This is a genomic window from Bacillus sp. 22475, from assembly GCF_052044835.1.
Taxonomy (GTDB): domain Bacteria; phylum Bacillota; class Bacilli; order Bacillales; family Bacillaceae_G; genus Bacillus_A; species Bacillus_A cereus.
Genome location: NZ_JBQENW010000008.1, coordinates 88,368 through 114,676 on the forward strand (window position 1 = coordinate 88,368; position 26,309 = coordinate 114,676).

Consider the following 26,309-nt stretch of genomic DNA (forward strand, 5'->3'; position numbering starts at 1 on the left):
TTTTCGCTTAAAGTGGAGGTAAATCAATCTTACCTTCTTCAAATAATTCTTTTATCATATGCTTCGTATAACCAGCGGCTTGACCAAATGTGATTTTTGCTGGCATTGGTGCTTCGTTAGCATCTACAACTACATCAATAATACATGGTTTATTTTGTTTTACTGCATTTTGGAAAGCGGGAAGTAGTTCATCTAAATTCTCAACACGGTATCCAATACCTCCACACGCCTCTGCATATTTTGCAAAATCAGGGTTCGTTAAGTCTGTTTCGAATTCGATATTACCCATAACTTCTTGCTCGAATTTAATCATCGCAATTTTATTATTGTTTAATACGACGACAACGATTGGTAATTTATATTTTACAGCTGTTACGAAGTCATTCATCGTCATTCCAAATCCGCCATCACCACAAACTGCAAATACTTGTTTATCCGGGAATGCAATTTTTCCAGCAAGAGCACCAGGTAAACCGCAACCAAGTGTTGCGAGCCAGCTTGAAATGACAAATTGCTGGTTTGTCATACGGAAGTGCCTTGCGGTCCATACTGTTACATTTCCGACATCGACTGATAGAATTGCGTCATCATGTGCTACTTGCTGCAGAGCATGCATAACGCGTTGTGGTTTAAGTGGAATAGAAGAATCTTCTTCTTGATCGTGTAATTTTTCTTCCCACTTTTTCATCATTTCTTGATGATGTTCTAAGAAAGAATGGTCTGTGTGTTTTTCAACATTTTCAATTAACCATCGTAATGTTTTATCAGCATCACCAGCTAAACCAATATCTGTCGCATAACGTTTTCCGATTTGGGCAGGATCTGTATCGATATGAATTGTTTTTGCTTTTTCAGGTAAGAAACCAGTGAACGGATAAGAAGTACCAACCATAATTAAAGTATCTGCATGTTTCATTGCTTCATAAGAAGGTTTCGTTCCGATTAATCCTAATCCACCGATACAAAGAGGATGCTCATCAGGAATAATTCCTTTAGCAGGTAATGTAAGTACGATTGGAGCACCAATATGTTCTGCCAATGCAAGTAAAGATTCTCTCGCATGTTTTGTTCCTTTTCCAGCTAAAATCACAGGCCTTTTCGCTTCATTTATTGCGAGTTTCGCTGCATCTAAATCTTCTTTTTGTGGAAACAACTCAGGCAAAGTAAAAGAAGTATTTGTAACACGGGCACCATTTTTTACTTCGAATTTCGGGACATCATCTGGAATTGTAAGAACGGATACACCTTTTTTCGTATAAGCCATTCGAATTGCTTGATTCACTACGGCAGGTAGTTGCTCTGCTGACATAATACGCTGGTTATAAACCGCAACATCATCAAACATTCTTTCTAAATTTACTTCTTGGAAAAAGTCCGTTCCAAGTAAATCGGTTTCTACTTGACCTGAAATTGCTAGAACAGGGGCTTTATCGAGTTTCGCATCATATAAACCATTTAATAAATGAATAGCACCAGGTCCTGCAATTGCCATACAAACGCCAAGTTTTCCTGTTAATTTCGCATAGGCAGCCGCTGCTAATGCACCAGCTTCTTCATGGCGAACTTGAATGAATTTAATTTTATCTTGTTTTTTTCTTAAAGCTTCAATGATAGAATTAATGGAATCTCCAGGCATGCCGTATATGTGTTCTACTCCCCAGTCAATTAATAAATCAACTAATGCTTCACCGGCTGTTTTCCCAAACATAATTGTTCCTCCTTATAATAGGTAGATAACATTATGTTTTGGAAAAATAGGAAAAATATACAAATAAGAAAATTTATCTGGTTATTTGTAATCTAAGAATCAGTGTGGGAGGAACAAAAGTTTCACTTTGGCAACTTTAATGATGACCAGCGAATAAAGTGAACACTGTTATTAGTAAAAAACCACTAGTTGCCCATATTAGAAATGTCAGGAAAGAGAGCTGTTTCTTAGCTTTCCAAAGCATTTCATGAATTGTGACATATCCAAGTGAACCAATAGCACTTCCCATAATGAGTCCTTGCAGGTGAAGAGCTTTTCCTTCCATCAAAATGCCAAAAACTGTGCCAGTACCGAGAATAAGAGAAAGTAATAAAGTCGTTAATAAAAAGGAAATATATTTATGTTTTGTAAATAGAAATGGAATAATTAAAGCTAATCCTTCTGGAATATGGTGAACGACAATTGCTATTAAAAAGGGAATGGCAGAGTCATTATGATTTATAAAAGCTGTACCTAACGCAAATCCACTCGGTATATTATGAATAAATATAGCGAAAGAGAGAAAAAGGAAGGTTTGCCATGCTTGTTGATCTTTTTTATGTATCATTGGATGGTGACAATAGTTATCTAATAAGCCCATAACTAAAATACCGATAGCTATACCAAGTATAGGCCCAACCATTTCGTAGCTTGAAAATGTTTCAGGAATAATTTCAAGGGATAAAAGCCCAAGTAAAATACCACCACATAATGCGTATAAACGATGCATCTTTTCTTCAATAAGTTGGCGTGTTGCTACTCCAACAGCACCTCCTAAAAGTAATCCACCGAACGAAAAAAATGTTACAATCATTGGAATCCATAAACGTTCCATAGTATCACACTCCGATTCTATTCCCTTATTTTTAGCTTACGAAAAGAAATGTTAGATTAGTCCAAGTAATTGTGTTTGAGTATAGAGAAAAAAGTAGTGATTCGTTATAATCTATATATTAAACTTAAGTGAGGAAATGAAAAGGGGAATTGGTTATGCAACAAATTAAAAAAATAGGAAACTCATTTTGGTATATGACACCTGTTTCTGAAACAGATAGACCTATCTTAGGAATGGTTGTTGGACAAGAAAAAACGTTAATGATCGATGCAGGGAATTCAGAGGAACATGCACAATTATTTTTAGAAATGTTAAAAGAAAAAAATGTATCGAATTCTGATTTTGTAGCACTAACGCATTGGCATTGGGATCATATTTTTGGATTGCCTGTATTACAAAATGCTTTAACTATTGCGCATATTGAAACGAAAAAAGAAATGCAGTCACTAGTATCTTATGAATGGACAGATGAAGCGTTGGATGCACGCGTAAAAGAGGGTACTGAAATTGCATTTTGTGCGGATTGCATAAAAAAAGAGTTTGAAGAAAAAGCGAGAAATATTAACATTATTCCTCCGACCTTAACGTTCCAGAATCAAATTGAATTAGATCTTGGTGAAGTGACATGCGTGTTAAAACATGTGGGCGGAGATCATGCACATGATTCAGTTGTTATTTACGTGAAAGAAGAAAAGATATTATTTTTAGGAGACTGTATATATGCAGATATTTTTTCTTCGAAGTGGAACTATACGACGAAAAGAACGTTTAAATTGATAGATGAATTAGAGAAATTTGATGCTGAGACATATATTCTCTCTCATGGGGAAGCGATAAATCGAGAGGAGTTTTTACAAGAGATTCGCATGTTAAAAGCAGTAGGAACTTATACAGAAGCTCATAAGGGCGATGAAGAGAAGATAAAGGCAGCGTATAAACAAGAACTAGATAGAGAATTAAATGAAGATGAGTTAGAAACAATAACTTATTTTGTCAATGGTTATGAAATGAATAATCAATAAGACACTACATTAATCCAATATAATTAAATTGCACAAAAAGAGTATTGGAATTTAATTCAATACTCTTTTCAATAGTTAAATATGTAGTTTCAACCAAATTCTAAATATAGGGGTTCATCGTCTGAAGTGATTTTATTCTATTTATTTTTCGTATAGATAGTGGTTCAAGTAGAAGCTTTCTTTGCTAATTCAGTAATATATTCAAAGAATACATCACGTTTTACATCATAAACGACATTTACAGGTCGTCCATCAGCAGTTTCCTCTGTACGCCCCTGGCTAGGTCCATTTGTATGAACAATACTATTAATCGTTTCAGTTTTTGCAAGGCTAGTGTTTCCGACAAGCGCGGTAGTTAGTACATCCCATAAATAATAAGTAGAGTTTGTTGAGAAGTGAACGAGAGGGGGGACCATTGCATAACATTGACCAAGGAAATCAACACCAATATACTTTCTCTCTTTTGCCCACTGTTCACGTATGTCTATAGTTAACGGAACTTGGTTTGTACTTTCTAGTGTCACTAAGTCGATTTTAATTTTTGCATCCCATACACGAGCTACTGCTTCAGGGTCCCAAAACGAATTCCACTCAGCTGTTCCATCATGCTCTGGTTCATGTACATTGCCTGCTGTAAGAAATGTACCACCCATCCAAACGAGACATTCAATTTTATCTTCAATTATGGGAGCTTCATATAACGCACGAGCAAGGTCAGTTAGGGGCCCGGTAAATAATAAAGTTGTTTTTCCTTCCGTTTGTAGAAGTGTTTCTATTAAATGGTGATGTGCAGGCTTTGCTGCCATGGGTGCTACGACTTTTCCAGACTCATTTAAAATTGGTAAAGCATCTACATAAAATGCATGCATCCGCCAGTCTTTCGGAAACGGGTTTTGCCCGCGAGAGTTTGAAGCTGCTACTGCAATATTATCTTTGCTGAAGCGATCAATAATTTTACGACTTGCAGACATTGCAGGTTCTAAATAGCAGTCTGCTGGGATAACAGATACACCGGTAAGTTCAACGTTTTCCATTTGAAGTAATAAAAATAATGAAATTAAATCATCTACGCCGCCATCATGATTGAAGTATACTTTTTTCTTCATTGTAATCTCCATCCTATATGATTTAGTTAGAAATTAAATATGAATTGAGGAAAAGTCATCAATAATTTCCACCACTTCAATTTCTCCATTAATCAGTAGCTCAGGCAGCTCATTTCTAATATTTCCTTTCCAATACTTTCTAGCTTGTTCGATTTTTTGAGAAAAAGGAATACCATCTTCTTTCGGTAAAAGATTCCCGTCACCTTCAAAAGAACTTCCGATTACTCGTAGTTTAACAATCTGTAAAACTTCTCGATTGTAAGAATCAAATAGCGCTTTCCATTTCAAAGCATCCTCATAGCTTTTAGCAGCGTATAAACAAGATAACCTGGAAGGGTATTCAGGGAATTCTTGTAGTCTAACCATTTCTACAATTGTTTCTCTAACTGCTCTAATTGTTTGATTCATATAATTCATAACTACTTTAGCATTTTCATTATTTATATGTAATTCGTCATTTTTATAGTGATTATTTAAAATTTGTATGCCATCTTCACCACTAACATTTAATTGTTCTCTTTCAAAAAAGAAGTGATATAGAGTATTGTGTTGATTTTTTTTAAAAGGAATCATTTGTCCGATATGCATTCTTTTCCTTGTTACGATGTGATATGCGTAAAATTCTGTTTCATTCATGGTTATCCTCCTAGTAATAATGTAATGCAATGTTAAATTTAGTAATTCAACATTGAAATATATAAAACCTTTATAAGTAAAAGTGAGAATTTGAGTTGAAAGTAAAGAAAATACATGAAAACGTTTTAAATTTGTTCACAAAATGTTCACTTACGAAGGGGGTTCCAATGTCGATATAATGACAAAGACTCAAAGAGAGAGGATGATGAAATTTGCCAACAACAAGAAAAGAAAACCTCCAATTTGGCATGATGATGTGCCTTGGAATGGTTATCGTAATGACGTTTTACAATTTACTAATGAATGAAACAGGAGGACCAATTTATATTAAAGAGATTGTATTAGAACTATTAATTGGCTTTATTATTGCGCTATTAATTGAAATATGTATCGTTGGACCTTGTGCGAAAAAAATTGTATTCATGTTGCCATTTGATAAATCTAAGAAAATAAATATTATCGTTGCAATGGCGACAACTATGGTAATCGGAATGGTGTTCTTTATGTCATTTTTCGGTATGGCTATGATGCATTTACATGGTGGACTACAAGGAGATTCATTTGTTTCAATTTATTTTTCGATTTTTATTAAAAATTTCATAATGGCATATCCATTACAATTAATTATTATGGGACCGCTTGTACGTTTCTTATTTGCAAAGTTTGTTATGAAAAAGAAATCTTTTAATGTAGCGTAATTTTTATTTATAAAACATTATATATAAATAATTTAAAAAACACATCTCGCATTTTTGAGGTGTGCTTTTTTCATTCCAAGTTATTTTCATAGTGATGTGACATTTGTCCTTTTGCCATTATAGGATGATGGTTTTTAATTAAGTCAGAAATAAAGGATGAGGAGATGATTTTTTGAAAGGTATTCTATTTGCTGTTTTTGCGGGGATATTTATAACACTTCAAGGAACCTTTAATGCGAAACTTAGTTCACATATCGGTATATGGTCGACGAGTATTATAACCCATTTAATTGGATTCCTTATTGCAACAACTGTATTTTTATTAAAGAAAGAAGAGAAAGTAACAAATTTAAAGAGTGTGAAAAAAGTATATTTAGCAGCGGGTGCATTTGGTGGATTCATTATTTGTGCAGAAACTATGGCGATATATTCATTAGGAGTTACATTGACAGCTGGCACACTAATGGTTGCTCAATTGTTAACGGCAACAGTTATTGAAATGAAAGGACTGTTTCATATAAAAAAGATACAGATGGAGAGATATCATATTGTGGGAACAATAATAATGATTATAGGTATTGTTGTATTTAATATGTAAATGAAAGGAGAAATGAATATGGAGGATAGATCAGGTTTAATTACGCATTATTTGAAAACCAATAAAACGCTCGAGTTTTTTTCAGAAATAGATACTGCTTATTTTCAATTAAATCACTTTGAAAAAGGCGAGCTTATTTGCAATATAGATGACGAAATGGATCGTTTATATTTTGTTGTTAAAGGTAAAGTAAAAGTTTATACGATTACACCTGAAGGGAAGAAACTAATCCTTCGCTTTATCAATCCACTCGCAATTGTTGGTGATATTGAATTAATTCAAAATAGCAAAGCACATAATGTCGTTGAAGCTTGTTCAGATGTTGTAGCAATCTCTATTTCTAATACGGTTATTAGAAACAAGTTATTACATGATCCTATATTTATGAAGTTCTTGCTTGAAAACATTGCCAACACGTTAAAAATATCGACTCGTTTCACTGCTCTTAATTTACTTTATCCTGTAGAAGTACGTGTAGCTAGTTATTTGCTTTCAATTTCAACAGATAGTAACGGGAATATGTATAAAGGGGATTTGGATGCAACTTCAGTAACGAGTATTGCAGATTTTATAGGGGTAAGTTATAGGCACGTAATTCGGGTATTACAAAGATTTTATAATGAAAAACTAATTGAAAAGAGTAATGGAGTTATTGTAATTAAAGATTTTTCTAGAATGAAGGAAGTCGCTAAAGATAATATATATGAGCAATGAAGGGGAGAGGAAGATTTTGATTGGATTTAGTTTAGCTATATTAGCAGGGATATTAATTAGCTTACAATCTGTTTTTAATGCAAAAGTAAATGAAAATGTAGGACAGTGGTTAACGACTACATGTGTCCTTGGAATAGGTCTCATTAGTTCTATTCTATTTTATATCATTACAGAAAACAGTATTAACATTAAAGTGTATACTACAAATTATTTATTTTATGTAAGTGGACTGTTTGGCATCGGGTTAATTATTTGTATAATGGGTGCAATAAAGAGCTTAGGTCCAGCATATACGGTGCTAATTAGTCTTATTACTCAATTGGTCGTTGCGTTATGCATTGATACATTTGGATTATTTGGAATGGAGAGCATTCCATTACAAATAAATAAATTAGTTGGTATAGGTTTATTAATTGTGGGAGTAGGAATTTTTAAAAATCTATTTTCGAATAAGAAAGCTATTCATATAAGAAAGGATAGGGTCTAAAGAATTTAAAGGTAAAAGCTGTTGACGGTCAGAACATATACATTTAAAAAGTAGTAAGTGGGTTATAAGAAGAGAGGGTAAGTGATTCAACATTTTAGCTCCTACGTAAAGTGCATGCAAGATTTTATCCTGCTATTTGTCGGGCAGTAAGACCCCTACCTCAAAATTCAGCGAGAGCAAAGAAGTTAGGTGGGGGATCAATTGCCCGTAAAAGCTCGATTGGTGAGGGCTAATAATCAGTGGGGGATGAGCAAAGCCCCCACTGATTAAAGTTTCACTTCACAATTATGTTTCTGCCTTTGATTTTATTAAAATTAACATTTATGACCTAAGTATAAATGTATTGAGCTCTTCTTTACTTTTTTATTTTTTGAACCGTAAATGAACAAACTTCAACATTTTTATTAAGTTTACAATTCTCATCATTATACGCGTACTACCGTCCCAATCTTTATTTGTAGCTATATCTTTAAAGAAAGGGGAGCAGCTCAATACTTTTATTGTAGAGGACCATTTTTCTATTGATTTTGGATTATTTACGTAAAAATACATCATAGCACCGTTATTACCAGATTTCTTTACAGTAGCATTCGAAAGATTCAGTGCGAACTTTGATTCAGCGTCAAAATATAATTCTCCTCCAGGGAAACGTTTTGACATAGCGACTACGATCTTTTTTAAATCTTCTTCTTTAAAGTAATAAAACACACCTGCTGATATAAAAAGAATACCGTCGTTTGGATTATATTTTATATCGTCAAACCAAGAAGTATCAAAAAATGATTTAGCAATGCTAATGTTTCTAGGGGTATCTTCAATTAAAGTTTTGCGAAAAGAGATTGCATCGGGCAAATCAAGATTGTACCAATGTATTGTACCGTTATCGATTCTTGAAAAAGTAGTGTCTAGTCCGGAACCGATGTTTACAATAGTAGCATTCGGGTGTTTTATTATAAATTGTTTTATCGTATCGTCAATTTTTCGTGCACGGGTAATGTATGTGATACATCCGTATTCGCCAAATGTATTTGCTATTGTTGAGAAGTCAAAATCACATTCTTTAATTATTCGAATAGCTTCTATATCATCTAAAATATCCTTATTTTTCTCACTGCCATATGCTCTTCCCCATAGTGGAATAAGCATTGTACCTTGTACAGATTGCAAATCTAATTCTTTAACCATGAAACATCCTCCGTTTAATAATAAACAATATATCTAGTCGTTATTTAACATTTTTGAGAGCATTGTATTTGTTTTATATAGTCCATAAGTTAAATCCCGTCTATCTTCTTCAGATAACTTTTCGAGGTTTACTGTGAAATTATTATATATTTGTTTCCATCTCTCATAATGTACTTTTTCAGCTTTTTCTGTCAGAGAGATTAATAAAGCTCTTTTGTCTACCATATCTTGCTTTTTTATGATGTATCCGTTTTGTTCTAAGTTACGCACTGTTACACTTAATTGTTGTTTAGGGATGTTTAAATAACTAGCAATCATTTTTAAGTTTACAGGCACCTTTTGCTGGGCGATATACTCTACTACGTGTTGTTCTAAATGTGTAAATTCTGAGGATTTCTCCGATAGTAATTTAAAAGTACCTGACATATTTAATAATAAATTCATGTATTCGTTTAATAATTCGTTTTGGGTCATTGTTTTTGATTCCTTTATGAATTTAGTTATTATTTTATTACTAAATTTACTATAAATCAATTAAAATTACTCTTTATAGTAAATGAACGTTTACTAATAACTGTTTTTTTGAATTTATGTGGACTGAATTATAAGGGCGCCAGAAGTGGTTTTAGGCAACGAGAATATAACCGAATATAAAATATTACTAAACGTATATAACTAATGAATACAATGTCTTTTTCGGTTATTATGTTGTAAATAATTTTATGATAAAATCTTTTACATAATGAAATAAAGGGGTAGTATTCTATGGGTTATTTCTCAAATGGTTTATTAGTTTTGTTTGTGCTAATCGTATGCAGTTGTATATTTTTTGGTTGATAATATAATGAGAGTCTTATATAAAAGAAGTTATCTTAAGTGAGATAACTTCTTTTTATTTTATATTGAGAAGGAATTCTATCTTTCTTATTGAAGTTTGTTCTAGTTATTTTTACATCGATCAGATTTGTGTAAAGGGAATTTTATGAAATATAAACAAGCCAGAGAATAGGGAGTATTTACATGGAAAATAGTATACGCTACACAAGTGAACATCCTACAGATTTTAATGGATTATTATTCTTATACGAATCTTTAGGATGGAATTCTCTTAAATTAACGGTTAACGAGTTAGAACGAATGTGTAAGCAAAGTTGGTATGCAATTTATGTTTTTGATGATAAGAGGTTAGTAGGGATGGGGCGTGTCATATCAGATGGAGTCATAACAGGCATTATTTGTGGAGTTGGTGTATTGCCAAAATATCAGTCTAGTGGCATCGGAAAAGAAATAGTGAAACGATTAATCCAGCACTGTGAACAAAACAAGGTTATTTCACAACTTATGTGTGTAGAAAAATTGCAATCTTACTATGAATCTATAGGGTTTGAGGCATTCTCTATTGGTATGACAAAACATATTATAAGATAGAGGTGTTTTATTCAGCTATTTGCCGGGCAGTAAAACCCCCACTGATTAAAGTTTCACTTTATATTTTCAGTTTACTCGTACATATTTTCAAACTTCAACATAAAGGAGAGTGGCTGTATGGAGATTGCTAAAGGGATAGAAATGTTACAACTTGAATTTCAAGAATTTGTTATTCATCCAATTCTTTTATGGGATGATGAAATGGCAGTATTAATAGATACGGGTTTCCCAGGACAAATTGAAGATATACAAGTAGAGATGGAAAAGGTTGGGGTATCATTTGATAAGTTAAAAGTCGTGATTTTGACGCATCAGGATATTGATCATATAGGTAGTCTTCCGGAATTGTTGCAGCGCTGTCGAAGTAATATTAAAGTTTATGCGCACGAACTAGATAAGCCATATATCGAGGGGGATTTACCTTTATTGAAGGACGGAAATATAGAGAACCGACCAAAAGGAAAAGTGAGTGATACTGTGATTGACGGGCAAGAACTTCCGTATTGCGGTGGAATACTAATTCTTCATACTCCAGGGCATACTCCGGGTCATATTAGTTTATATTTGAAACAAAGCAAAATTCTTGTCGCTGGAGACTCGATGTATAGTGTGAATGGAGTGTTAGGAGGAATTCATGCCCCAACAACTTTAAATATTATGGAAGCACGGCAGTCTTTGAAGAAGTATTTAAATTTACATATTGAATCTGTAGTTTGTTACCATGGGGGATTAAGTAAGCGGAATATAAAGATTCAACTTCAAAATTTGTAAAAGGTAAAGATAATAATTTTTTAATAATGGATGCTAAAGTGTAGTCTAATTGTTGGTATATAAATAAAACACTTAAATGATAAAAAAGCATGTTTGAAAAAATTCAAACATGCTCTTTTATTAAAGCAAATCAGTTTAATATGAATGACCTAACCCGTTCCAATAAAAAGAAACGATTTCTTGTGATAATTCATCTATATTTGCAAGAATAGGATTGTGATTTTCATCTTTAAAATTCCCAATTGATAATAAAGATACGAAAGCATGAGCCGCAAATTTAGCGTTTCCTTTCGGAATTTCTCCGATGTGCATCGCATTATCGAGTGCTTTTTCTAGTACTTCATACATATTATCTTCAGCATTTTTTAATTGTTTCAATTGTTCTTCAGATAACGACAGTTTTGCATCTTTCATAAAATTTTTCATATCAATATCCATCGTTGCGTGTAAGTAAACTTTGGCGAAGTCTAATAATCTTTCTTCTAACGTTTTGTTTGTAGAGAGTATTTGAGACATATTTTCGCGTATACGTACCATCATTTGGATCATAGTAGCGGTAAATAAATCGGCTTTTGTTGAATAGTAATAGTAGACAGTTGCTTTCGTAACACCACAAACTTTTGCGACCTCATCCATAGAAACGACTTGATAATTCTGCGTAAGAAATAAGCGGGTTGCCACTTCTAAAATGGTTTCTTTTGTAGATTTTGTATTTTTATTTTGACGCGGCCTTCCGAGAGGACGTTGTTTTTGTTCCAAATACATTCGCTCCTGACATTTATGATTGAGATAATTATAACATAATTTTCAATCATTCTTGATTAATTAACCAACCAGTATATATAATTAATAATGGAGGAAAAAAGGAAGGTGGGTTTTTATGAAAAAGCACCCGTTACATATGTTAGGGAGGCTTGTAGCAGGGAGAAATACGCAATGGATCACTTTATCGGTGTGGGTTCTTATTACATTGTTACTTTCATTTACGTTACCACAAGTAAACAGTACGAAAGAACCGAATCCGAAAAATTTACCTGAAACAGCTCTGTCGCAGCAAGCGGAAGCACTTATGAAAAAAGAGTTTCCGAATAATGCAGGGAATCCGTTGTTAGTAGTATGGTATAGAGATGGTGGATTACAGTCACAGGATTATAAACTCATACAAGATGTTTATAAAGAGTTAAAAGCTAGTCCTTTAAAAGAACAATCAACGTTACCACCATTTGATACAATCCCAGAGCAAGTATTATCAAAAAGTGCGTCAAAAGATGGTACATCATTTGTTACACCGGTATTTTTTAATAAATCTGCTGGTACAGATATATTAAAAGGAAATCTTGAAGAGTTTAGAAAGATAGTGAATAGTAAGGTGGATGAAGATCCATTTAAACAAAAAATAAGTGAATCTGGTTTACATGTTCGATTATCAGGACCTGTAGGTATTCAAACGGATGCAGTTAGTTTATTTAGTCAAGCAGATGTGAAATTGTTAGTGGCTACTGTACTACTAGTGTTAGTTTTGTTAATTTTACTGTATCGCTCACCAATTTTAGCGATTTTACCTATACTTGTTGTTGGCTTTGCATACGGTATTATTAGTCCTACACTCGGTTTTTTAGCTGATCACGGATGGATTAAAGTAGATGCCCAAGCGATATCAATTATGACAGTATTATTGTTTGGCGCTGGAACGGACTATTGTCTATTTTTAATTTCGAGATATAGAGAGTACTTGTTAGAAGAAGAAAGTAAATATAAAGCATTACAACTTGCGATTAAAGCTTCTGGCGGTGCAATTATAATGAGTGCATTAACTGTTGTACTTGGATTAGGAACATTACTACTTGCTCATTATGGAGCCTTTCATCGATTTGCAGTACCATTTAGTGTTGCTGTATTTATAATGGGAATCGCTGCTTTAACGATTTTACCAGCACTATTATTAATATTCGGTAGGATTGCATTTTTCCCGTTTATACCGAGAACAACTTCAATGAATGAGGAGTTTGCAAGAAAGAAAAAGAGGGCTGTAAAAGTTGAAAAATCAAAAGGCTCCTTTAGTAAAAAACTTGGAGATATTGTAGTACGAAGACCGTGGACAATAATTATGCTAACTGTATTTGTATTAGGCGGATTGGCTTCATTCGTACCACGTATTCAATACACATATGACTTATTAGAGTCGTTTCCAAAGGATATGCCTTCTCGTGAAGGGTTTACGTTAATTAGTGATCATTTCTCAGCTGGTGAACTAGCACCAATAAAAGTTGTTGTTGATACGAAAGGCAAAGAGCTTCCTATTAAACAAGAACTAGAGAAATTTTCTTTCGTAAATACAGTGAAAGAGCCAAAAGAGGGAAAAGAAAATAAGCAAATACAAATGTATGAAGTTTCTTTAGCGGAAAATCCATACTCAATTGAAGCGTTAGATCAAATTCCTAAATTGAAAAGTAGTATAGAAAAAGTATTAAAAGATGCTGGGATTAGTAATGCTAAAGATCAATTATGGATTGGTGGGGAAACAGCTTCATTATATGATACAAAGCAAATTACGGAACGTGATGAATCAGTAATTATTCCAGTAATGATTAGCATTATCGCTTTACTATTACTTGTCTACTTACGATCGGTTGTTGCGATGATTTATTTAATTGTAACTGTCGTTTTATCATTCTTCTCAGCGTTAGGAGCAGGATGGATATTACTTCATTACGGTATGGGTGCGCCGGCCATTCAAGGTGCGATACCGTTGTACGCATTCGTATTTTTAGTTGCTTTAGGTGAAGATTATAATATCTTTATGGTTTCAGAAATATGGAAAAACAGAAAGACACAAAATCACTTGGATGCAGTAAAAAATGGTGTAATACAAACAGGTAGTGTTATTACATCGGCTGGTTTAATTTTAGCAGGAACTTTTGCAGTGTTAGGTACACTTCCAATTCAAGTATTAGTTCAATTTGGTATTGTAACTGCAATTGGCGTATTACTAGATACGTTTATCGTAAGACCGTTACTTGTACCCGCGATTACAGTAGTTTTAGGCCGATTTGCTTTTTGGCCAGGTAAACTTTCAAGAAAGATTGAAGAAATACAAAAGGTGGATGCATAGTTAAAAAAGCCAAGGATATTTTCCTTGGCTTTTTTCAATGTAGTTAATTAATTTTTTGAAGTCAAATCATCAGCTGCAGCGTGATCAGCATCTTCAATTGTTGTTTCGGGCATTCCGTATAAGCCGTTCATTGCTTGTTCTTCGATAGTAAGATTTGCAGTATTATTATTTTGAATAGATGTAGTGTTTTCAGTAACATTTTCTTTTTTATTCATATTTTTGTTATTCATGTATGTATCCTCCAAATTTCATTTGATTTATCTATAGTATGTGGATGGATTTCCAGAAATATGTGAATTGATTCTTACATATGTTATATAATTAAATGAATAATTAGGGTGAATTGTAAACTGTTAGGAGTGAACAAGTATGGTGAGAGCAAGGGAATTAGCCTTCTAAAATAAAAAGAAAATTTTAGGAGGCTATTAGAATGAAGTTTCATGTAATTGATAGAGAAGATTGGAATAGAGAGCGGTATTTTGAGCATTATTTAAAGTTGAAATGTACATTTAGTATGACTGTGAATGTTGATATCACGATGTTATTAGAGGAAGTATATCAAAAGGGAATAAAATTTTATCCCGTTTTTATATATTTAATTTCTAGAGTAGTAAATAATCATAAAAAATTTCGAACATGTTTTAACGATGAAGGAGTTTTAGGCTATTGGGAGGAAATGATACCGAGTTATACAATCTTTCATAAAGATGATAAGTCTTTTTCAAGTATATGGACGGATTATTCAAGTGATTTCCGCACTTTCTATAAAAAGTATGAAGACGATATGAGATACTATGCTAGTGTTCATGGTCTTTTCACCAAAGAAAATATTCCGCCTAATGTATTTCCGATTTCTAGCATACCTTGGACTAGTTTTACTGGATTTAATCTTAATATTAATAATGATGAAAATTTTCTATTGCCAATTATAACTTGTGGGAAATATTTTAACGAAGGAAACAAGGTTATGCTACCAGTTTCATTGCAAGTACATCATTCGGTTTGTGATGGATATGATGCGAGTAAATTTATAGAAGATTTACAGCAGTTAAGTAATACTTGCAACGAGTGGCTTAAGTAATATCTAATTTTTAATTATATAAAGTGAAACTTTAATCAGTGGGGGGTTCAGCCCTCACCAATCGGGATTTTACGGGCAATTGATCCCCCATCTAACTTCTTTGCTTTCGCTGAATTTTGAGGTGGGGGTCTTACTGCCAGGCAAATAGCGGGATAAAATTGAAAATGAATAAAAGAAGAGAACATGTTTATATTACATGGTCTCTTTTTATTATTCATTAATACTAAGTAACTGTGGAAAATATAGGGTGATTTGTAGTTTAATAGTAAAGAGAGTGATTAGTGTTAATTTTCTTAGTTTTTAAAAAAGGATATAAATGTTTTAATAGGGGGGAGTAAAGTGAAATTTGTAAGCATTGAAAAAGAGGAGATCCTAATTGGGAATATGGCAAATTTGTATTGTAAAGTATTTGAGAAAACAAATTTCAATGAAATGATCAAGCGAATGAATAGGCATATAGAATATACAGGTTTTAAAGGTATAGTAGCAATAAATGATGAAAATGAAGTAGTTGGTTTTACTTATGGTTATCGCTCAATGGAGGGACAGTACTATAATCAATTAATGAGAGAAGCGTTACATCTAGAGCAAGTAGACGAATGGTTGCAAGATTGTTTTGAATTTGTAGAGTTAGCAGTTCACCCACAATATCAAAATAAAGGTCTTGGAACGAAATTACATAATAAATTACTAGAAGGGGTTTCAAATAGAACGAGTGTTTTAACAACACAAATAAACAATGAAAAAGCACGTTCGTTATATGAAAGATTAGATTGGATAAATGTATTGGAGCCATTTCATCCAAGTAAAAATGATGTTCCATATGTAATAATGGGAAAAGCATTAAAAACAAAAGTGAATTGATAATTATGGCATTCACAAAAATTATTGGTTTGTAATAATGAAGGGGAAAACAACAATGATATCTATAGAAAAAGCTACAATTTTAGATGCTGAGAAATTAACAGAAATAATGAAAAGAACATTTGATGCAGAAGCAAAACAATGGCTATACGGCCAAGATGATGTCATTGATTATAACATTCAACCGCCAGGATATTCTTCAGTTGAAATGATGGAATATTCCATTGAAGAATTGGATTCTTTCAAAGTTGTAATGGATAAAGAAATAATCGGAGGGATAATAGTTACGATTTCTGGTAAGTCGTACGGTCGAATTGATCGTATTTTTGTAGATCCTGTTTATCAAGGAAAAGGAATTGGATCACATGTTATGAAATTAATAGAAAAGGAATATCCAAACATAAAGATTTGGGATCTCGAAACATCTAGTAGACAAATTAATAATCATCACTTTTATAAAAAGATGGGCTACCAAATGATTTTTGAATCGGAAGATGAGTATTGTTACGTGAAAAGAATAAAAACAAGCTCAAATAAAGAGAGTGTAGTTACAAATAAAGATATGAAAAATAGTCAATACGAAAACTGTAATTTAGCAAATACAGAGTATTATCAAGTGAATTTAAAAAACAGTTCATTTGTTGGTAGCAATATAATGAATACGAATATGAGTAATTGTAATGTAAGTCAATCAAAGTTTAGAAATATAAATTTTAGATGGTCATCATATGCAGATTTAAATCTTTCTGGTAGTAAATTTAATTTGGTGACTTTAGGTGGAGTGCAATTTAAAAATACAAGTCTCGGAGATGAGAAGGAACCTATTTTATTCGATAAATGTGATTTGGAAGGTAGCACCATAAGTAATAGTAATCTGAAAAATATTGAAATAGAAAATTGTGATATAGTCGGCATGAAACTAAATGGTATTCTGATTGAAAATTTGCTTAATTTATATAACAAGGTGAAAAGTTAACCATATCCTATAGTTGTTAATCTTTTTGGAAATTAAGTATTATATCGAAATAATTATGTAAAAATGACATAAAGAAATACGGACGAGAAGGTCATTCGTGAACGTTTCTAGAATACACACAAATATATTGTTATTTATATGGAGGAGAGAAAGATGGGGATCAACGTTAGAGCAGTAGAAATACAAGATGCTAGAGCAATTCATCGTATATGTATACAGGATGACGTTTTACCGTATATGGTTTTCTTACCTAGCATGCGTGTAGAAGCTATGGAAAATAGAATTCGAAATTTAGCACCAAATCAATTTGAATTTGTTGCAGAATATGATGGAGAAATTGTTGGGTTTGTAGGTTTAACACAAAGTCCGGGACGAAGATCTCATTCAGGCGATTTATTCATTGGGGTTGATAGTGAATATCATAATAAAGGAATTGGGAAAGCACTTCTTACGAAGATGCTTGATTTGGCTGATAATTGGTTAATGTTAGAGAGAGTAGAACTAGGTGTGTTAGAAACGAATCCAAAAGCAAAAGCTTTATATGAAAAATTTGGATTTGTAGAAGAGGGAGTAAAGATAGGGAATTTGAAAGCTCACGGAAAGTTTATTAATGAAATTATGATGAGTCGTTTTAGACCGGATGGTTTAATTGTACATAATTAGTAGTTAAAAGCATGACAGTATATTGTCATGCTTTTTTATTAGAATTTGGCTGTATTAAAAATAATACTAAACCAATAAAAATAACGGTAATTCCTAGTCCTTGTTGTAAAGAAATGGTCTCATGTAATATAAAGTACGCTAGTATACAAGTGCCAATTGTTTCACCTAAAATACTCATTGAAATTACAGTAGCACTTATCCATTTTAATAACCAATTAAAAATGGTTTGTCCTAAAATTGTAGCAATGAAAGCTAATCCAATAAAGCACAACCAAGTTTGTGTAGAGTAATGGATGAAAGGTTCTTGTTGCGTGAAAGCAAATATGCCAAGAAAGCCAGCACTACTTCCATAACTAATTACCGAATATGGTATAAGTGACAAATCTTTACGAACGTGTTGGCTAATGAAAAAATAAGCAGTAATGATACCGGCAGCGATAAGTGCTAAAATATCTCCATATAAAGCTTCTCCACTAATTTGGAAATCTTGCCAGCCAATGATGATACTACCTGAAATAGCGATGAGGCAACCAATAACTGCTCCTTTCGTAAAGCTCTCCTTAAATAAAAAATAACCACCAATCATTGAGAACAAAGGTTGTAACGTTACGATAACTGTAGAGCTTGCTACAGAAGTATATTGTAATGATTCAAACCATAGTACATAATGTGCAGCTAAAAATAGCCCAGATACGAATCCAAGTGCCCATTGTTTTTTCGTTAAAGTTTTTAGCTCATTTCGACTATTTTTATTAAATAGTAATAACGGTAACAGAATTAGTATGGCAAAGAATAATCGGTAAAAAGCAATGATTGTCGCAGGAGCATCTGCCAATTTTACAAAAATAGCTGAAGTTGATAAGGCGAATACACCAAAAAATAAGATGCAATATGAAAGAATAGGTGATTTCAAAGTTTGTCCCTCCGATAGAATGTTTATTATAATAAACTTAATACGATATAATGTACAAAAGTAAGTATATAAGTCCCGGAGATAATAGGGAAGGGTTATTTGCCTTTGTTTAGTATGTCAGCACAAAGACAACGAAACATGCATTATGATGGACGAAAGGAAGTTTTACTATGGTACATGATAGGCTTGGACAAACGGTATTAAGTTATCGTAAGAAAAATAATATGACAATTCGTGAATTCGCTGATTATGCAGGGATTAGTACGTCGTTAATTAGCCAAATTGAAAGAGGACATGCTAATCCTTCTTTAAATGTTTTGGAATTAATTGCAAAAGCATTAAATGTACCGCTGTTTACACTTTTTATTAACGATATTGATACAGATTCGCTCATTTCTAAGAAAAAAGATCGAAAAAAAGTATATCGGGAAAACAATGATCACATTGTATATGATGTATTAACACCTGATTTTATGAAAGCACGTATTGAAATGCTAATGATGGATTTAAATAAACAAGCAAACACAACAGAAAGCCATTATTCCCATGAAGATAAGGAAGAGATTGCTGTTATTATGAAAGGGGAAGTGTATGTGGAATTGGAGGGAAAAGAATATTTTTTAGAAGAAGGCGATGTTGTACGTATTCCACCGAATGTGAAGCATCGATTTTTGAATAAAAGTGATGAATCGAATCACATTTTATTTGTCCTGACACCATCTTTAGGATGAAAATATAGTGATTTTTATTAGGTGAGGAAGAAAATGGAAAACAAAAGTATTTTAAAAGGCGGCTTAATCTAGTTTCTTTTTTTGTTAGTAGTATATTATTTTTTCAAATATGTAAGATTTTACATGCGTATTTTACTTTTACTAATTATGTAAGTAGGCTATACTGAAATACATACATTTTATTTTTGGAGAGATGTAAAACGACATGGAACTAGCGAAATTGGAAAAAGTAATTGAAATAAAAAAAGAAGAACTTTTATATTTAGTATCGGATTATGGAATTCAACATGAAAAAGTATTGGCATTGAGTCAAGAACTAGACAAATTAATCAATTACTTTATGTTTTTAAAATAAAGAGAACTATGACGGGGTTTGTAAATGTTATAGTTCTTTTTTATTAGGTAATTTGAAAATATATTAAAATATATTGTCTAATTTCTTACAGAATGCGCAACTTGCTAGTCGAATATAAGGACTTTTGGTTATAATAAAAAGGAATTATTAATTGTATCGGTTAGGAGCGCAGCACATATGAAAACAGTTGTTGTTATCGGTGGAGGTATAACGGGACTTTCTACTATGTTTTATTTAGAAAAATTAAAAAAGGATTATAATATCGATTTAAATTTAATTCTTATTGAGAAAGAAGAGTATTTAGGTGGTAAAATCCATAGTGTGGAAGAAAAGGATTTCATTATGGAGTCAGGGGCGGATTCAATCGTTGCTCGTAATGAACATGTTATGCCACTTGTAAAAGATTTAAATTTAGAAAATGAAATGGTATATAATGAAACGGGTATTTCTTACATATATTCTGAAAACATGTTACATCCAATTCCTTCTGATACTATATTTGGGATACCGATGAGTGCCCGGTCGTTGTTTAGCAGTACGCTAGTCTCAACGAAGGGGAAAATCGTAGCTTTAAAAGATTTCATAACGAAAAATAAAGAGTTCACGAAAGATACATCACTTGCTCTATTTTTAGAAAGCTTTTTAGGGAAAGAGTTAGTGGAAAGACAAATTGCTCCTGTGCTTTCAGGCGTATATTCTGGTAAATTGAATGAGCTTACAATGGCATCTACATTACCGTATTTACTGGATTATAAAAATAAGTATGGAAGTATTATTAAAGGTTTTGAAGAGAATAAAAAACAATTTCAATCAGCAGGAAATAAAAAATTCGTATCATTTAAGGGTGGACTATCTACGATAATTAATCGCTTAGAAGAAGTGCTGACTGAAACTGTCGTAAAAAAAGGTGCTATAACGACGGCTGTAAGTAAACAAGAAGATCGATATGAGATTTCTTTTGCAAATCATGAAACAATACAAGCTGATTATGTTGTTTTAGCAGCTCCACATGATATAGCGCAAACTTTATTACAGTCTAATGAGTTAAATGAGCAGTTTAATACATTTAAAAACTCATCTCTTATTAGTATTTATTTAGGATTTGACATACTAGATGAACAACTACCAGCTGACGGTACGGGGTTTATTGTAACGGAAAACAGTGATTTACATTGTGATGCTTGTACATGGACAAGTCGAAAGTGGAAACATACATCGGGTAAACAAAAATTATTAGTTAGAATGTTTTATAAGAGTACCAATCCGGTATATGAAACAATCAAGGATTACAGTGAAGAAGAATTAGTACGAGTAGCTTTATATGATATTGAAAAGAGTCTCGGAATTAAAGGTGAACCAGAAGTAGTTGAAGTTACAAATTGGAAAGATTTAATGCCGAAATATCATTTAGAACATAATCAAGCGGTTCAAGCATTGCAAGAAAAAATGACAAATCTTTATCCAAATGTATATTTAGCTGGTGCCTCATATTACGGTGTTGGAATTGGTGCGTGTATTGGAAATGGAAAGAATATTGCCAATGAAATAATGGCTACATTAAATAAATAATACTGTAGAATAAATAAAAACTGTTCCTTCAGCAAAATGAAGGAACAGTTTTTATTTATTTTATTTGAATGGAAATTTTATTGTTTTTTACATTGTTTTCTTTTATTGTTAATGTTATTTCTCCAGATTCTTTAAATGAATACGGTGATAGTTGATAAATATCTTTTATATCATGTTTTTCTTGTAATTTACTTATCGGTATTAATACGATATTTGGCTTCCATGTTTCTTGTTTTCCTGAAGGATATTCTATAAGTATTACCGGATTTTTTAACTGCATTTTTTTCCAAGAGACGAAATATAGTTGAACTTCTGTATCTTTTTTTAATAATTCTTCGGAGAAATAACCGAATTCGCCTACATTACCGAAAACAGTGTAGTTTTGATTTTTTAATTTAATATCTAAATAACTAGGTTGATATGTTACTGCATGATAAGTTCCATATGAAAGTGAGAGTATGGCAGCGATTAAAATACCGATTGAAAATGTCTTAAAGCTATTGCCTTTAAAGTTAGTCATCATGAATGAGTTTGGTGTGAATTTTTTTGCGAATAAAAAAATAAGTAATATGAGTAAGAGGGATAAGCCGATGAATATATACATAGGAAATTTACACCTCCACAATAAAATAATATATTAACTATATTTTACCATAAATGTATGGGGTAGGGTGGTTGTTTGGAAGGAGAAAATGAAGAAACAATTTTTTTACAGTTCTTGATAATTTGAAATTCGATTTATGGAAATTATAGCGTAATGTTTGAGTAGTAATCAGAAGGTATCCAATTCGTGTATATAGAATAAAGAGGGAATGCATCATTAGAAATGTTTGATTTATGGAACAATAAGGACTTTACTAATTATACATATTTTTTCTGATATAATGAATGAGTAGAGAGAAAGGAGTGATCCTATGGCATTTCCTATATTAGAAACAGAACGCTTACGTTTAGTTGAAATAGAACAATCTTATTGTCAAAAAATATATGAAATCTTTTCATTGGATGAAGTAACGTGTTATTACGGTATGAATTCTTTTACGGAGTTTGGACAAGCTTCACGTATGATCGAATCTTTTTCGAAAAATTACTTTGAGAAAAAGGCAATACGATGGGGAATTGCGTTAAAAGAAACGAACGTTTTAATAGGAACAATTGGACTAAACAATTTACAATTATGGAGTAAACGATCTGAGATTGGATATGACCTGCATCCTCGTTATTGGGGAAATGGTTATGCGTCAGAAGCGGCTCGAGAAATTATTGATTATGGGTTTAAAGATTTAGGTTTGTTTAGAATTGGAGCTATTACATATCCTGAAAATGTTACTTCTTGTAGAATGTTATCTAAAATTGGCTTTCAAAAGGAAGGTCTATTGCGCGGATATATTCATCAAGGAAATAAGCAACACGATGCATTATTGTATTCTATAGTACGAACTGATGTTGAGGACATAAATTTATAATAAAAAAAACCTCTTAATTAAAAGAGGTTTTTTTTATTATAAATTAACCTAATTTAGGTAATAAACGTTCTCCGCTTTTCATGCTACTTTTACATAAAGGGCATTTAGGCTCTTCTTCAAATGAAAAGTTCTTTCTCATCCATCCTAAACAATCCTCTGATTCACATTCCCAAACAGGGGTTTGTTCTGGTGGTACTTCTGCTACATCGTTCTTTCGATTGCGATACATGTAACCACTCCTTTTATGTAAAAAATTTTAGTTATATATTAAAAAGGTTGTTAACCTTGCTGGTAACAACCTTTTTATTGTTTGAATTATAGCTTTACAACGTTTTTAGCTTGAGGTCCGCGGTTACCTTCTTCAACTTCGAAGCTAACTTCTTGACCTTCGTCAAGAGACTTGAAGCCGTCGCCAGTGATAGCTGAGAAGTGAACGAATACGTCGTTACCGTCTGCAACTTCGATGAAACCGAAACCTTTTTCGCTGTTAAACCATTTTACTTTACCTGTTAATGTCATGGTAATGCCTCCTAAAAGTAGAAAAATTACAATATGATCGGCCTTATTTGAATGAAAATAAAAGTTCACATATTATCAAAAACCCATAAGGAGTACAAAATGTCCCTGATTGATACTTGATAATATGCAAAGAAAATATAGTGTTAAATTGACCTTAATTACTATCTTACAACAAATGGTGGGAAATAGCAAGTGCTGGTAATACCACTGAGTAATCTGGGTGATAATAGTAAAGGCACAAAGGCACCTCTTTTATTTATATATTATTCCTAATTGGGATTTATGCAAAATCATGTAAGAAAAACTTAGAGTAAATATTAATAATATATTTTTCGTGGTAAAATATGGTTGGTTACTGTTGGTAGTTAAATATTATAAAAGGAGAAAAGAAAGTGAAAAATAATTTATTTATAATAATTGAAGCAGCAAAAGCAGGGAGAAAAAAGGTCCATCCAGTCTTTGCTGTAATATTAGCCATTATATTTTTGACTTTAGGCGAACTTTTTATGTTATTTATGTTATTTTTACCGAAAGCTGAAACGATATTCATGAAAGGTATTTATGACAATGTTAGAATGGTGTTAACGTTTGGCGGAGCTATATTTATTTTATTTATATGGGTTCGTTTTGTAGAAAAAAGACCTTTTTCATCCATTGGCTTTTGGAAAGAGAAATGGATGAGAAAGTATTTAAAAGGTGCGTTAATAGGGTTTTTATTTATTTCAACGCCAGTTATTCTACTATTATTAATGGGGAGTGTGAAATTGCAAGTACAACATATTACCTCAACAGTGATAGTAGGAATAGTAGGATCTTTAGTTGCATTTTTAATACAAGGGGCAACGGAAGAAATTATTGTACGAGGTTGGTTATTCCCGGTTCTTTCTGTTAGAAGTCGTATATGGGTTGGAATAATTGTAACTTCATTTTTATTTGGATTTCTTCATCTACTTAATCCAGGAATTACAATATTATCTATATCGAATATAATATTAGTGGGTGTTTTCGCAGCTTTATATGTATTGAAAGAAGACGGTCTGTGGGGAATATGTGCATGGCACTCAATTTGGAACTGGGCTCAATATAATGTATATGGTTTTGCAGTTAGTGGCACAACTGTATATTCTACTCCAATTTTTAAGTCTATAACAAATGGACCAGAAACATTGCATGGAGGCACGTTCGGAATTGAAGGTAGTATCATTACAACAATCATGCTCACTGTCGCTTCAATTGTTTTATGGAGAAAGTTATGGGGAAGAAAAGCGAAACAACGAAATTTTAGTTAATGAAAGAGGGAGAAACTATGGGGATAATAGCATTTGAGGGAGCAAGCGCTGTTGGTAAAAGTACCACGTGCCGTGAATTAGAAAAGAATTATGGTGCTTATATAATACCTGAAGTGAATTCTTTATTTGAAAGGCCAAAAAATGAACATAGAACATGGTATTTTGAAAAACAAGTTGAGCGCTGGAATATAGCTGTTCAGAAGTCAAAGCAATATGAATTAGTAATACTCGATGGCGATATTTATCAGCCACTTAGTTATAATTGGTGTTTTCATTTTGATATATTTAATCAGCCATTATCTTTAATAGAAAATTTTTATAAAGAAAAGATGATAAATAGGGAAATTGGCTTTCCGGATCAATATTTTTATTTATATACGAACGATGAAGAACTTAGAAAGCGGAAAGTATCTGATGAGACGAAAAGAAGAAGAAACTTTGAAAAACATTTACATATATCAAAATCGTTTCAGCGTTATTATGAAAATTTAAATACTGTTACAGATGGGTATTGTAAATTAATTAAGGCAAAAAGTGTAAGAAATAATGAATTAGAAATAGTGAGAAACTCACAAAATTTGAACGTGTGTGAAGAAAGACGTTTTGATGTTTCGAAGTTAGATGCTATTACGAAGTGGTTAAAAGAAAATCGTGCATAAAGTAAAAACAACGAGTGTTGTAGAACGCGCTCGTTGTTTTTTTGTTTCTTTATAAATATAAAGGAAAAATTTGTAGAATATTTTCATTATTTAACAGAATAATCTTTCAATTTTAAAGAAAAAGAAATACAATATGAGGAAGTATATATAAATAATATGATAGGGGATGGGATGCGATATTTTGAATGAAGTAACAGTTTTTATATAAGAAATAATTAGGTAGTCAGAACGGAGATATTTGGGAGGAAACAAGCGAGATGAAAACATTTTTGAAAATAATAGGTGTTATAGCTGGTATGGCGGTAATTGGAGTAGGTTTAACATATGGTATGCTGCATTATTTAAATAATAGTAAACCAGCTGCGAAAAAGGCATCACCAGCTGCTCCAGCAGTAGAAGTATTAGCTGATAGTAACGTAAAAGCAGAAGATGCAAAGCTTTTAGAAAATGGAAATTATTCATTGCCGAATAGTGGTTTTAATAAAAATTTTAAATGGACAGATGAGAACATACAGACAGCATTACATGAAATGGCACATCAAAAAGCGAAAGCTGATCAAAAGTGGGGCTATATTTTTATTACACAAGAGCGGATTGAAAGCTTAATTGATATTGTAAAGAGTAATGATCTTGTACAGGGAAGTACATATGTAGAAATTTTAGAACGATGGAAACAAGGAAAATATGAAAAGGTTGATGGGGATCATAATAAGATTTGGAAATTACAAAGTGGGAATTTAGGAGAAGGAAAAGGAGTAATGTCGGAAGCTGAGCAAAAAGAATTAATTAATCAAGTGTTTATGAACAAAGGTACATATTCAGGTAGTAAATTAATTGCAGGTGGGGGACAGACTAATAAATAGTATACTAATTAATGAAAGAGAG

31 protein-coding genes are annotated in these 26,309 nt (G+C 32.4%); 19 read left to right on the top strand and 12 right to left on the bottom strand.

Going from position 1 to position 26,309, the window contains the following annotated elements; genetic code table 11:
- Positions 1-7: 7 nt before the first annotated feature.
- Together ACTJJY_RS15130 and ACTJJY_RS15135 are read right to left on the bottom strand one after the other, a co-directional pair.
- Complete coding sequence (locus tag ACTJJY_RS15130; protein ID WP_440605863.1) at positions 8-1,708, bottom strand: pyruvate oxidase; 1,701 nt, start codon at positions 1,706-1,708, stop codon at positions 8-10.
- Positions 1,709-1,844: 136 nt separating this feature from the next.
- The gene (locus tag ACTJJY_RS15135) at positions 1,845-2,582 is read right to left on the bottom strand and encodes a ZIP family metal transporter (protein ID WP_440605864.1); all 738 of its coding nucleotides are present in this window, start codon (positions 2,580-2,582) and stop codon (positions 1,845-1,847) included.
- Between the two features lie 155 nt (positions 2,583-2,737).
- Between ACTJJY_RS15135 and ACTJJY_RS15140 the strand changes: the two genes are divergently transcribed.
- Complete coding sequence (locus ACTJJY_RS15140; protein ID WP_440605865.1) at positions 2,738-3,604, top strand: MBL fold metallo-hydrolase; 867 nt, start codon at positions 2,738-2,740, stop codon at positions 3,602-3,604.
- A gap of 164 nt (positions 3,605-3,768) precedes the next feature.
- Here the strand turns inward: ACTJJY_RS15140 and ACTJJY_RS15145 are convergent, their stop codons facing one another.
- Positions 3,769-4,722: a nucleoside hydrolase gene (locus tag ACTJJY_RS15145; protein WP_440605866.1), complete on the bottom strand. Its 954-nt coding sequence runs from the start codon at positions 4,720-4,722 to the stop codon at positions 3,769-3,771.
- A 21-nt stretch (positions 4,723-4,743) separates the two neighbouring features.
- Positions 4,744-5,346, bottom strand: coding sequence for a DUF2441 domain-containing protein (locus tag ACTJJY_RS15150; protein WP_075717869.1), 603 nt, complete (start codon positions 5,344-5,346; stop codon positions 4,744-4,746).
- A gap of 212 nt (positions 5,347-5,558) precedes the next feature.
- On the opposite strand from ACTJJY_RS15150, the gene ACTJJY_RS15155 reads away from it, so the two are divergent.
- The 4 genes from ACTJJY_RS15155 to ACTJJY_RS15170 all read left to right on the top strand — a co-directional run bounded on the left by ACTJJY_RS15155 (position 5,559) and on the right by ACTJJY_RS15170 (position 7,843).
- Positions 5,559-6,044, top strand: a complete 486-nt coding sequence (locus tag ACTJJY_RS15155) for a DUF2798 domain-containing protein (protein ID WP_440605867.1) — start codon at positions 5,559-5,561, stop codon at positions 6,042-6,044.
- A gap of 172 nt (positions 6,045-6,216) precedes the next feature.
- Positions 6,217-6,642 (top strand): DMT family transporter, encoded by a 426-nt coding sequence (locus tag ACTJJY_RS15160; RefSeq protein WP_440605868.1) that lies wholly within the window; start codon positions 6,217-6,219, stop codon positions 6,640-6,642.
- An 18-nt stretch (positions 6,643-6,660) separates the two neighbouring features.
- Positions 6,661-7,356, top strand: coding sequence for a Crp/Fnr family transcriptional regulator (locus ACTJJY_RS15165; RefSeq protein WP_440605869.1), 696 nt, complete (start codon positions 6,661-6,663; stop codon positions 7,354-7,356).
- Positions 7,357-7,372: 16 nt separating this feature from the next.
- Positions 7,373-7,843, top strand: a complete 471-nt coding sequence (locus tag ACTJJY_RS15170) for a DMT family transporter (RefSeq protein WP_213745011.1) — start codon at positions 7,373-7,375, stop codon at positions 7,841-7,843.
- Positions 7,844-8,206: 363 nt separating this feature from the next.
- Here the strand turns inward: ACTJJY_RS15170 and ACTJJY_RS15175 are convergent, their stop codons facing one another.
- On the bottom strand, positions 8,207-9,028 hold the full coding sequence (locus ACTJJY_RS15175) for a class I SAM-dependent methyltransferase (protein WP_043938702.1): 822 nt from the start codon (positions 9,026-9,028) through the stop codon (positions 8,207-8,209).
- Between the two features lie 33 nt (positions 9,029-9,061).
- Entirely contained in the window at positions 9,062-9,502 is a 441-nt protein-coding gene (locus ACTJJY_RS15180; protein ID WP_440605870.1) for a MarR family winged helix-turn-helix transcriptional regulator, read from the bottom strand.
- A gap of 546 nt (positions 9,503-10,048) precedes the next feature.
- On the opposite strand from ACTJJY_RS15180, the gene ACTJJY_RS15185 reads away from it, so the two are divergent.
- Together ACTJJY_RS15185 and ACTJJY_RS15190 are read left to right on the top strand one after the other, a co-directional pair.
- Positions 10,049-10,456, top strand: coding sequence for a GNAT family N-acetyltransferase (locus tag ACTJJY_RS15185; protein WP_440605871.1), 408 nt, complete (start codon positions 10,049-10,051; stop codon positions 10,454-10,456).
- 117 nt (positions 10,457-10,573) lie between these two features.
- Positions 10,574-11,227 (top strand): MBL fold metallo-hydrolase, encoded by a 654-nt coding sequence (locus ACTJJY_RS15190; protein WP_065228812.1) that lies wholly within the window; start codon positions 10,574-10,576, stop codon positions 11,225-11,227.
- 135 nt (positions 11,228-11,362) lie between these two features.
- Here ACTJJY_RS15190 and ACTJJY_RS15195 read toward each other — a convergent pair whose 3' ends face one another.
- Positions 11,363-11,986, bottom strand: coding sequence for a TetR/AcrR family transcriptional regulator (locus tag ACTJJY_RS15195; protein WP_440605872.1), 624 nt, complete (start codon positions 11,984-11,986; stop codon positions 11,363-11,365).
- Between the two features lie 121 nt (positions 11,987-12,107).
- Here ACTJJY_RS15195 and ACTJJY_RS15200 point away from each other — a divergent pair, with 121 nt between their 5' ends.
- Positions 12,108-14,339 carry an MMPL family transporter gene (locus tag ACTJJY_RS15200; RefSeq protein ID WP_440605873.1) on the top strand — a complete coding sequence of 744 codons (2,232 nt, stop codon included), beginning with the start codon at positions 12,108-12,110 and terminating at the stop codon, positions 14,337-14,339.
- A 47-nt stretch (positions 14,340-14,386) separates the two neighbouring features.
- On the opposite strand, the gene ACTJJY_RS15205 is transcribed toward ACTJJY_RS15200, so the two are convergent.
- Positions 14,387-14,569 carry a DUF4021 domain-containing protein gene (locus ACTJJY_RS15205; protein WP_001060657.1) on the bottom strand — a complete coding sequence of 61 codons (183 nt, stop codon included), beginning with the start codon at positions 14,567-14,569 and terminating at the stop codon, positions 14,387-14,389.
- A gap of 200 nt (positions 14,570-14,769) precedes the next feature.
- Between ACTJJY_RS15205 and catA the strand changes: the two genes are divergently transcribed.
- The 4 genes from catA (at position 14,770) to ACTJJY_RS15225 (ending at position 17,923) form a co-directional block, all read left to right on the top strand.
- Entirely contained in the window at positions 14,770-15,420 is a 651-nt protein-coding gene (gene catA, locus ACTJJY_RS15210; RefSeq protein ID WP_000668543.1) for a type A chloramphenicol O-acetyltransferase, read from the top strand.
- A 339-nt stretch (positions 15,421-15,759) separates the two neighbouring features.
- Entirely contained in the window at positions 15,760-16,284 is a 525-nt protein-coding gene (locus ACTJJY_RS15215; protein WP_000673976.1) for a GNAT family N-acetyltransferase, read from the top strand.
- A gap of 37 nt (positions 16,285-16,321) precedes the next feature.
- Complete coding sequence (locus tag ACTJJY_RS15220) at positions 16,322-17,260, top strand: GNAT family N-acetyltransferase (protein WP_098392298.1); 939 nt, start codon at positions 16,322-16,324, stop codon at positions 17,258-17,260.
- 153 nt (positions 17,261-17,413) lie between these two features.
- Entirely contained in the window at positions 17,414-17,923 is a 510-nt protein-coding gene (locus tag ACTJJY_RS15225) for a GNAT family N-acetyltransferase (protein WP_063547205.1), read from the top strand.
- A gap of 25 nt (positions 17,924-17,948) precedes the next feature.
- Here the strand turns inward: ACTJJY_RS15225 and ACTJJY_RS15230 are convergent, their stop codons facing one another.
- Complete coding sequence (locus ACTJJY_RS15230) at positions 17,949-18,836, bottom strand: DMT family transporter (protein WP_440605874.1); 888 nt, start codon at positions 18,834-18,836, stop codon at positions 17,949-17,951.
- A gap of 170 nt (positions 18,837-19,006) precedes the next feature.
- On the opposite strand from ACTJJY_RS15230, the gene ACTJJY_RS15235 reads away from it, so the two are divergent.
- The 3 genes from ACTJJY_RS15235 to ACTJJY_RS15245 all read left to right on the top strand — a co-directional run bounded on the left by ACTJJY_RS15235 (position 19,007) and on the right by ACTJJY_RS15245 (position 21,491).
- Positions 19,007-19,567 carry a helix-turn-helix domain-containing protein gene (locus ACTJJY_RS15235; protein WP_053564531.1) on the top strand — a complete coding sequence of 187 codons (561 nt, stop codon included), beginning with the start codon at positions 19,007-19,009 and terminating at the stop codon, positions 19,565-19,567.
- A 205-nt stretch (positions 19,568-19,772) separates the two neighbouring features.
- The gene (locus tag ACTJJY_RS15240) at positions 19,773-19,922 is read left to right on the top strand and encodes an aspartyl-phosphate phosphatase Spo0E family protein (RefSeq protein ID WP_000417698.1); all 150 of its coding nucleotides are present in this window, start codon (positions 19,773-19,775) and stop codon (positions 19,920-19,922) included.
- A gap of 177 nt (positions 19,923-20,099) precedes the next feature.
- The gene (locus ACTJJY_RS15245; protein ID WP_061661081.1) at positions 20,100-21,491 is read left to right on the top strand and encodes a protoporphyrinogen oxidase; all 1,392 of its coding nucleotides are present in this window, start codon (positions 20,100-20,102) and stop codon (positions 21,489-21,491) included.
- A gap of 55 nt (positions 21,492-21,546) precedes the next feature.
- On the opposite strand, the gene ACTJJY_RS15250 is transcribed toward ACTJJY_RS15245, so the two are convergent.
- The gene (locus tag ACTJJY_RS15250) at positions 21,547-22,095 is read right to left on the bottom strand and encodes a hypothetical protein (protein WP_000275232.1); all 549 of its coding nucleotides are present in this window, start codon (positions 22,093-22,095) and stop codon (positions 21,547-21,549) included.
- Between the two features lie 310 nt (positions 22,096-22,405).
- Between ACTJJY_RS15250 and ACTJJY_RS15255 the strand changes: the two genes are divergently transcribed.
- Positions 22,406-22,957 (top strand): GNAT family N-acetyltransferase, encoded by a 552-nt coding sequence (locus ACTJJY_RS15255; protein WP_049107682.1) that lies wholly within the window; start codon positions 22,406-22,408, stop codon positions 22,955-22,957.
- Positions 22,958-23,000: 43 nt separating this feature from the next.
- Here ACTJJY_RS15255 and ACTJJY_RS15260 read toward each other — a convergent pair whose 3' ends face one another.
- Together ACTJJY_RS15260 and cspD are read right to left on the bottom strand one after the other, a co-directional pair.
- Positions 23,001-23,186 carry a cold-shock protein gene (locus ACTJJY_RS15260; protein WP_000286203.1) on the bottom strand — a complete coding sequence of 62 codons (186 nt, stop codon included), beginning with the start codon at positions 23,184-23,186 and terminating at the stop codon, positions 23,001-23,003.
- Positions 23,187-23,272: 86 nt separating this feature from the next.
- A complete protein-coding gene (cspD, locus tag ACTJJY_RS15265) occupies positions 23,273-23,476 on the bottom strand; it encodes a cold-shock protein CspD (protein ID WP_000176366.1) in 204 nt (67 codons plus the stop codon).
- 392 nt (positions 23,477-23,868) lie between these two features.
- On the opposite strand from cspD, the gene ACTJJY_RS15270 reads away from it, so the two are divergent.
- The 3 genes from ACTJJY_RS15270 (at position 23,869) to ACTJJY_RS15280 (ending at position 26,287) form a co-directional block, all read left to right on the top strand.
- The gene (locus tag ACTJJY_RS15270; RefSeq protein ID WP_440605875.1) at positions 23,869-24,765 is read left to right on the top strand and encodes a CPBP family intramembrane glutamic endopeptidase; all 897 of its coding nucleotides are present in this window, start codon (positions 23,869-23,871) and stop codon (positions 24,763-24,765) included.
- On the top strand, positions 24,765-25,424 hold the full coding sequence (locus ACTJJY_RS15275; protein WP_440605876.1) for a chloramphenicol acetyltransferase: 660 nt from the start codon (positions 24,765-24,767) through the stop codon (positions 25,422-25,424). The genes ACTJJY_RS15270 and ACTJJY_RS15275 overlap by 1 nt, the downstream gene beginning before the upstream one ends.
- Before the next feature lie 257 nt (positions 25,425-25,681).
- Complete coding sequence (locus ACTJJY_RS15280; RefSeq protein WP_000846982.1) at positions 25,682-26,287, top strand: PRK06770 family protein; 606 nt, start codon at positions 25,682-25,684, stop codon at positions 26,285-26,287.
- Positions 26,288-26,309: the final 22 nt, after the last annotated feature.

Coding starts and splice junctions, on each gene's coding strand:
- ACTJJY_RS15130 (WP_440605863.1), bottom strand. CDS start 1,708: ATGTTTGGGAAAACAGCCGGTGAAGCATTAGTTGATTTATTAATTGAC.
- ACTJJY_RS15135 (WP_440605864.1), bottom strand. CDS start 2,582: ATGGAACGTTTATGGATTCCAATGATTGTAACATTTTTTTCGTTCGGT.
- ACTJJY_RS15140 (WP_440605865.1), top strand. CDS start 2,738: ATGCAACAAATTAAAAAAATAGGAAACTCATTTTGGTATATGACACCT.
- ACTJJY_RS15145 (WP_440605866.1), bottom strand. CDS start 4,722: ATGGAGATTACAATGAAGAAAAAAGTATACTTCAATCATGATGGCGGC.
- ACTJJY_RS15150 (WP_075717869.1), bottom strand. CDS start 5,346: ATGAATGAAACAGAATTTTACGCATATCACATCGTAACAAGGAAAAGA.
- ACTJJY_RS15165 (WP_440605869.1), top strand. CDS start 6,661: ATGGAGGATAGATCAGGTTTAATTACGCATTATTTGAAAACCAATAAA.
- ACTJJY_RS15175 (WP_043938702.1), bottom strand. CDS start 9,028: ATGGTTAAAGAATTAGATTTGCAATCTGTACAAGGTACAATGCTTATT.
- ACTJJY_RS15180 (WP_440605870.1), bottom strand. CDS start 9,502: ATGACCCAAAACGAATTATTAAACGAATACATGAATTTATTATTAAAT.
- ACTJJY_RS15185 (WP_440605871.1), top strand. CDS start 10,049: ATGGAAAATAGTATACGCTACACAAGTGAACATCCTACAGATTTTAAT.
- ACTJJY_RS15190 (WP_065228812.1), top strand. CDS start 10,574: ATGGAGATTGCTAAAGGGATAGAAATGTTACAACTTGAATTTCAAGAA.
- ACTJJY_RS15200 (WP_440605873.1), top strand. CDS start 12,108: ATGAAAAAGCACCCGTTACATATGTTAGGGAGGCTTGTAGCAGGGAGA.
- ACTJJY_RS15205 (WP_001060657.1), bottom strand. CDS start 14,569: ATGAATAACAAAAATATGAATAAAAAAGAAAATGTTACTGAAAACACT.
- catA (WP_000668543.1), top strand. CDS start 14,770: ATGAAGTTTCATGTAATTGATAGAGAAGATTGGAATAGAGAGCGGTAT.
- ACTJJY_RS15220 (WP_098392298.1), top strand. CDS start 16,322: ATGAAGGGGAAAACAACAATGATATCTATAGAAAAAGCTACAATTTTA.
- ACTJJY_RS15225 (WP_063547205.1), top strand. CDS start 17,414: ATGGGGATCAACGTTAGAGCAGTAGAAATACAAGATGCTAGAGCAATT.
- ACTJJY_RS15235 (WP_053564531.1), top strand. CDS start 19,007: ATGGTACATGATAGGCTTGGACAAACGGTATTAAGTTATCGTAAGAAA.
- ACTJJY_RS15240 (WP_000417698.1), top strand. CDS start 19,773: ATGGAACTAGCGAAATTGGAAAAAGTAATTGAAATAAAAAAAGAAGAA.
- ACTJJY_RS15245 (WP_061661081.1), top strand. CDS start 20,100: ATGAAAACAGTTGTTGTTATCGGTGGAGGTATAACGGGACTTTCTACT.
- ACTJJY_RS15250 (WP_000275232.1), bottom strand. CDS start 22,095: ATGTATATATTCATCGGCTTATCCCTCTTACTCATATTACTTATTTTT.
- ACTJJY_RS15255 (WP_049107682.1), top strand. CDS start 22,406: ATGGCATTTCCTATATTAGAAACAGAACGCTTACGTTTAGTTGAAATA.
- ACTJJY_RS15260 (WP_000286203.1), bottom strand. CDS start 23,186: ATGTATCGCAATCGAAAGAACGATGTAGCAGAAGTACCACCAGAACAA.
- cspD (WP_000176366.1), bottom strand. CDS start 23,476: ATGACATTAACAGGTAAAGTAAAATGGTTTAACAGCGAAAAAGGTTTC.
- ACTJJY_RS15275 (WP_440605876.1), top strand. CDS start 24,765: ATGAAAGAGGGAGAAACTATGGGGATAATAGCATTTGAGGGAGCAAGC.
- ACTJJY_RS15280 (WP_000846982.1), top strand. CDS start 25,682: ATGAAAACATTTTTGAAAATAATAGGTGTTATAGCTGGTATGGCGGTA.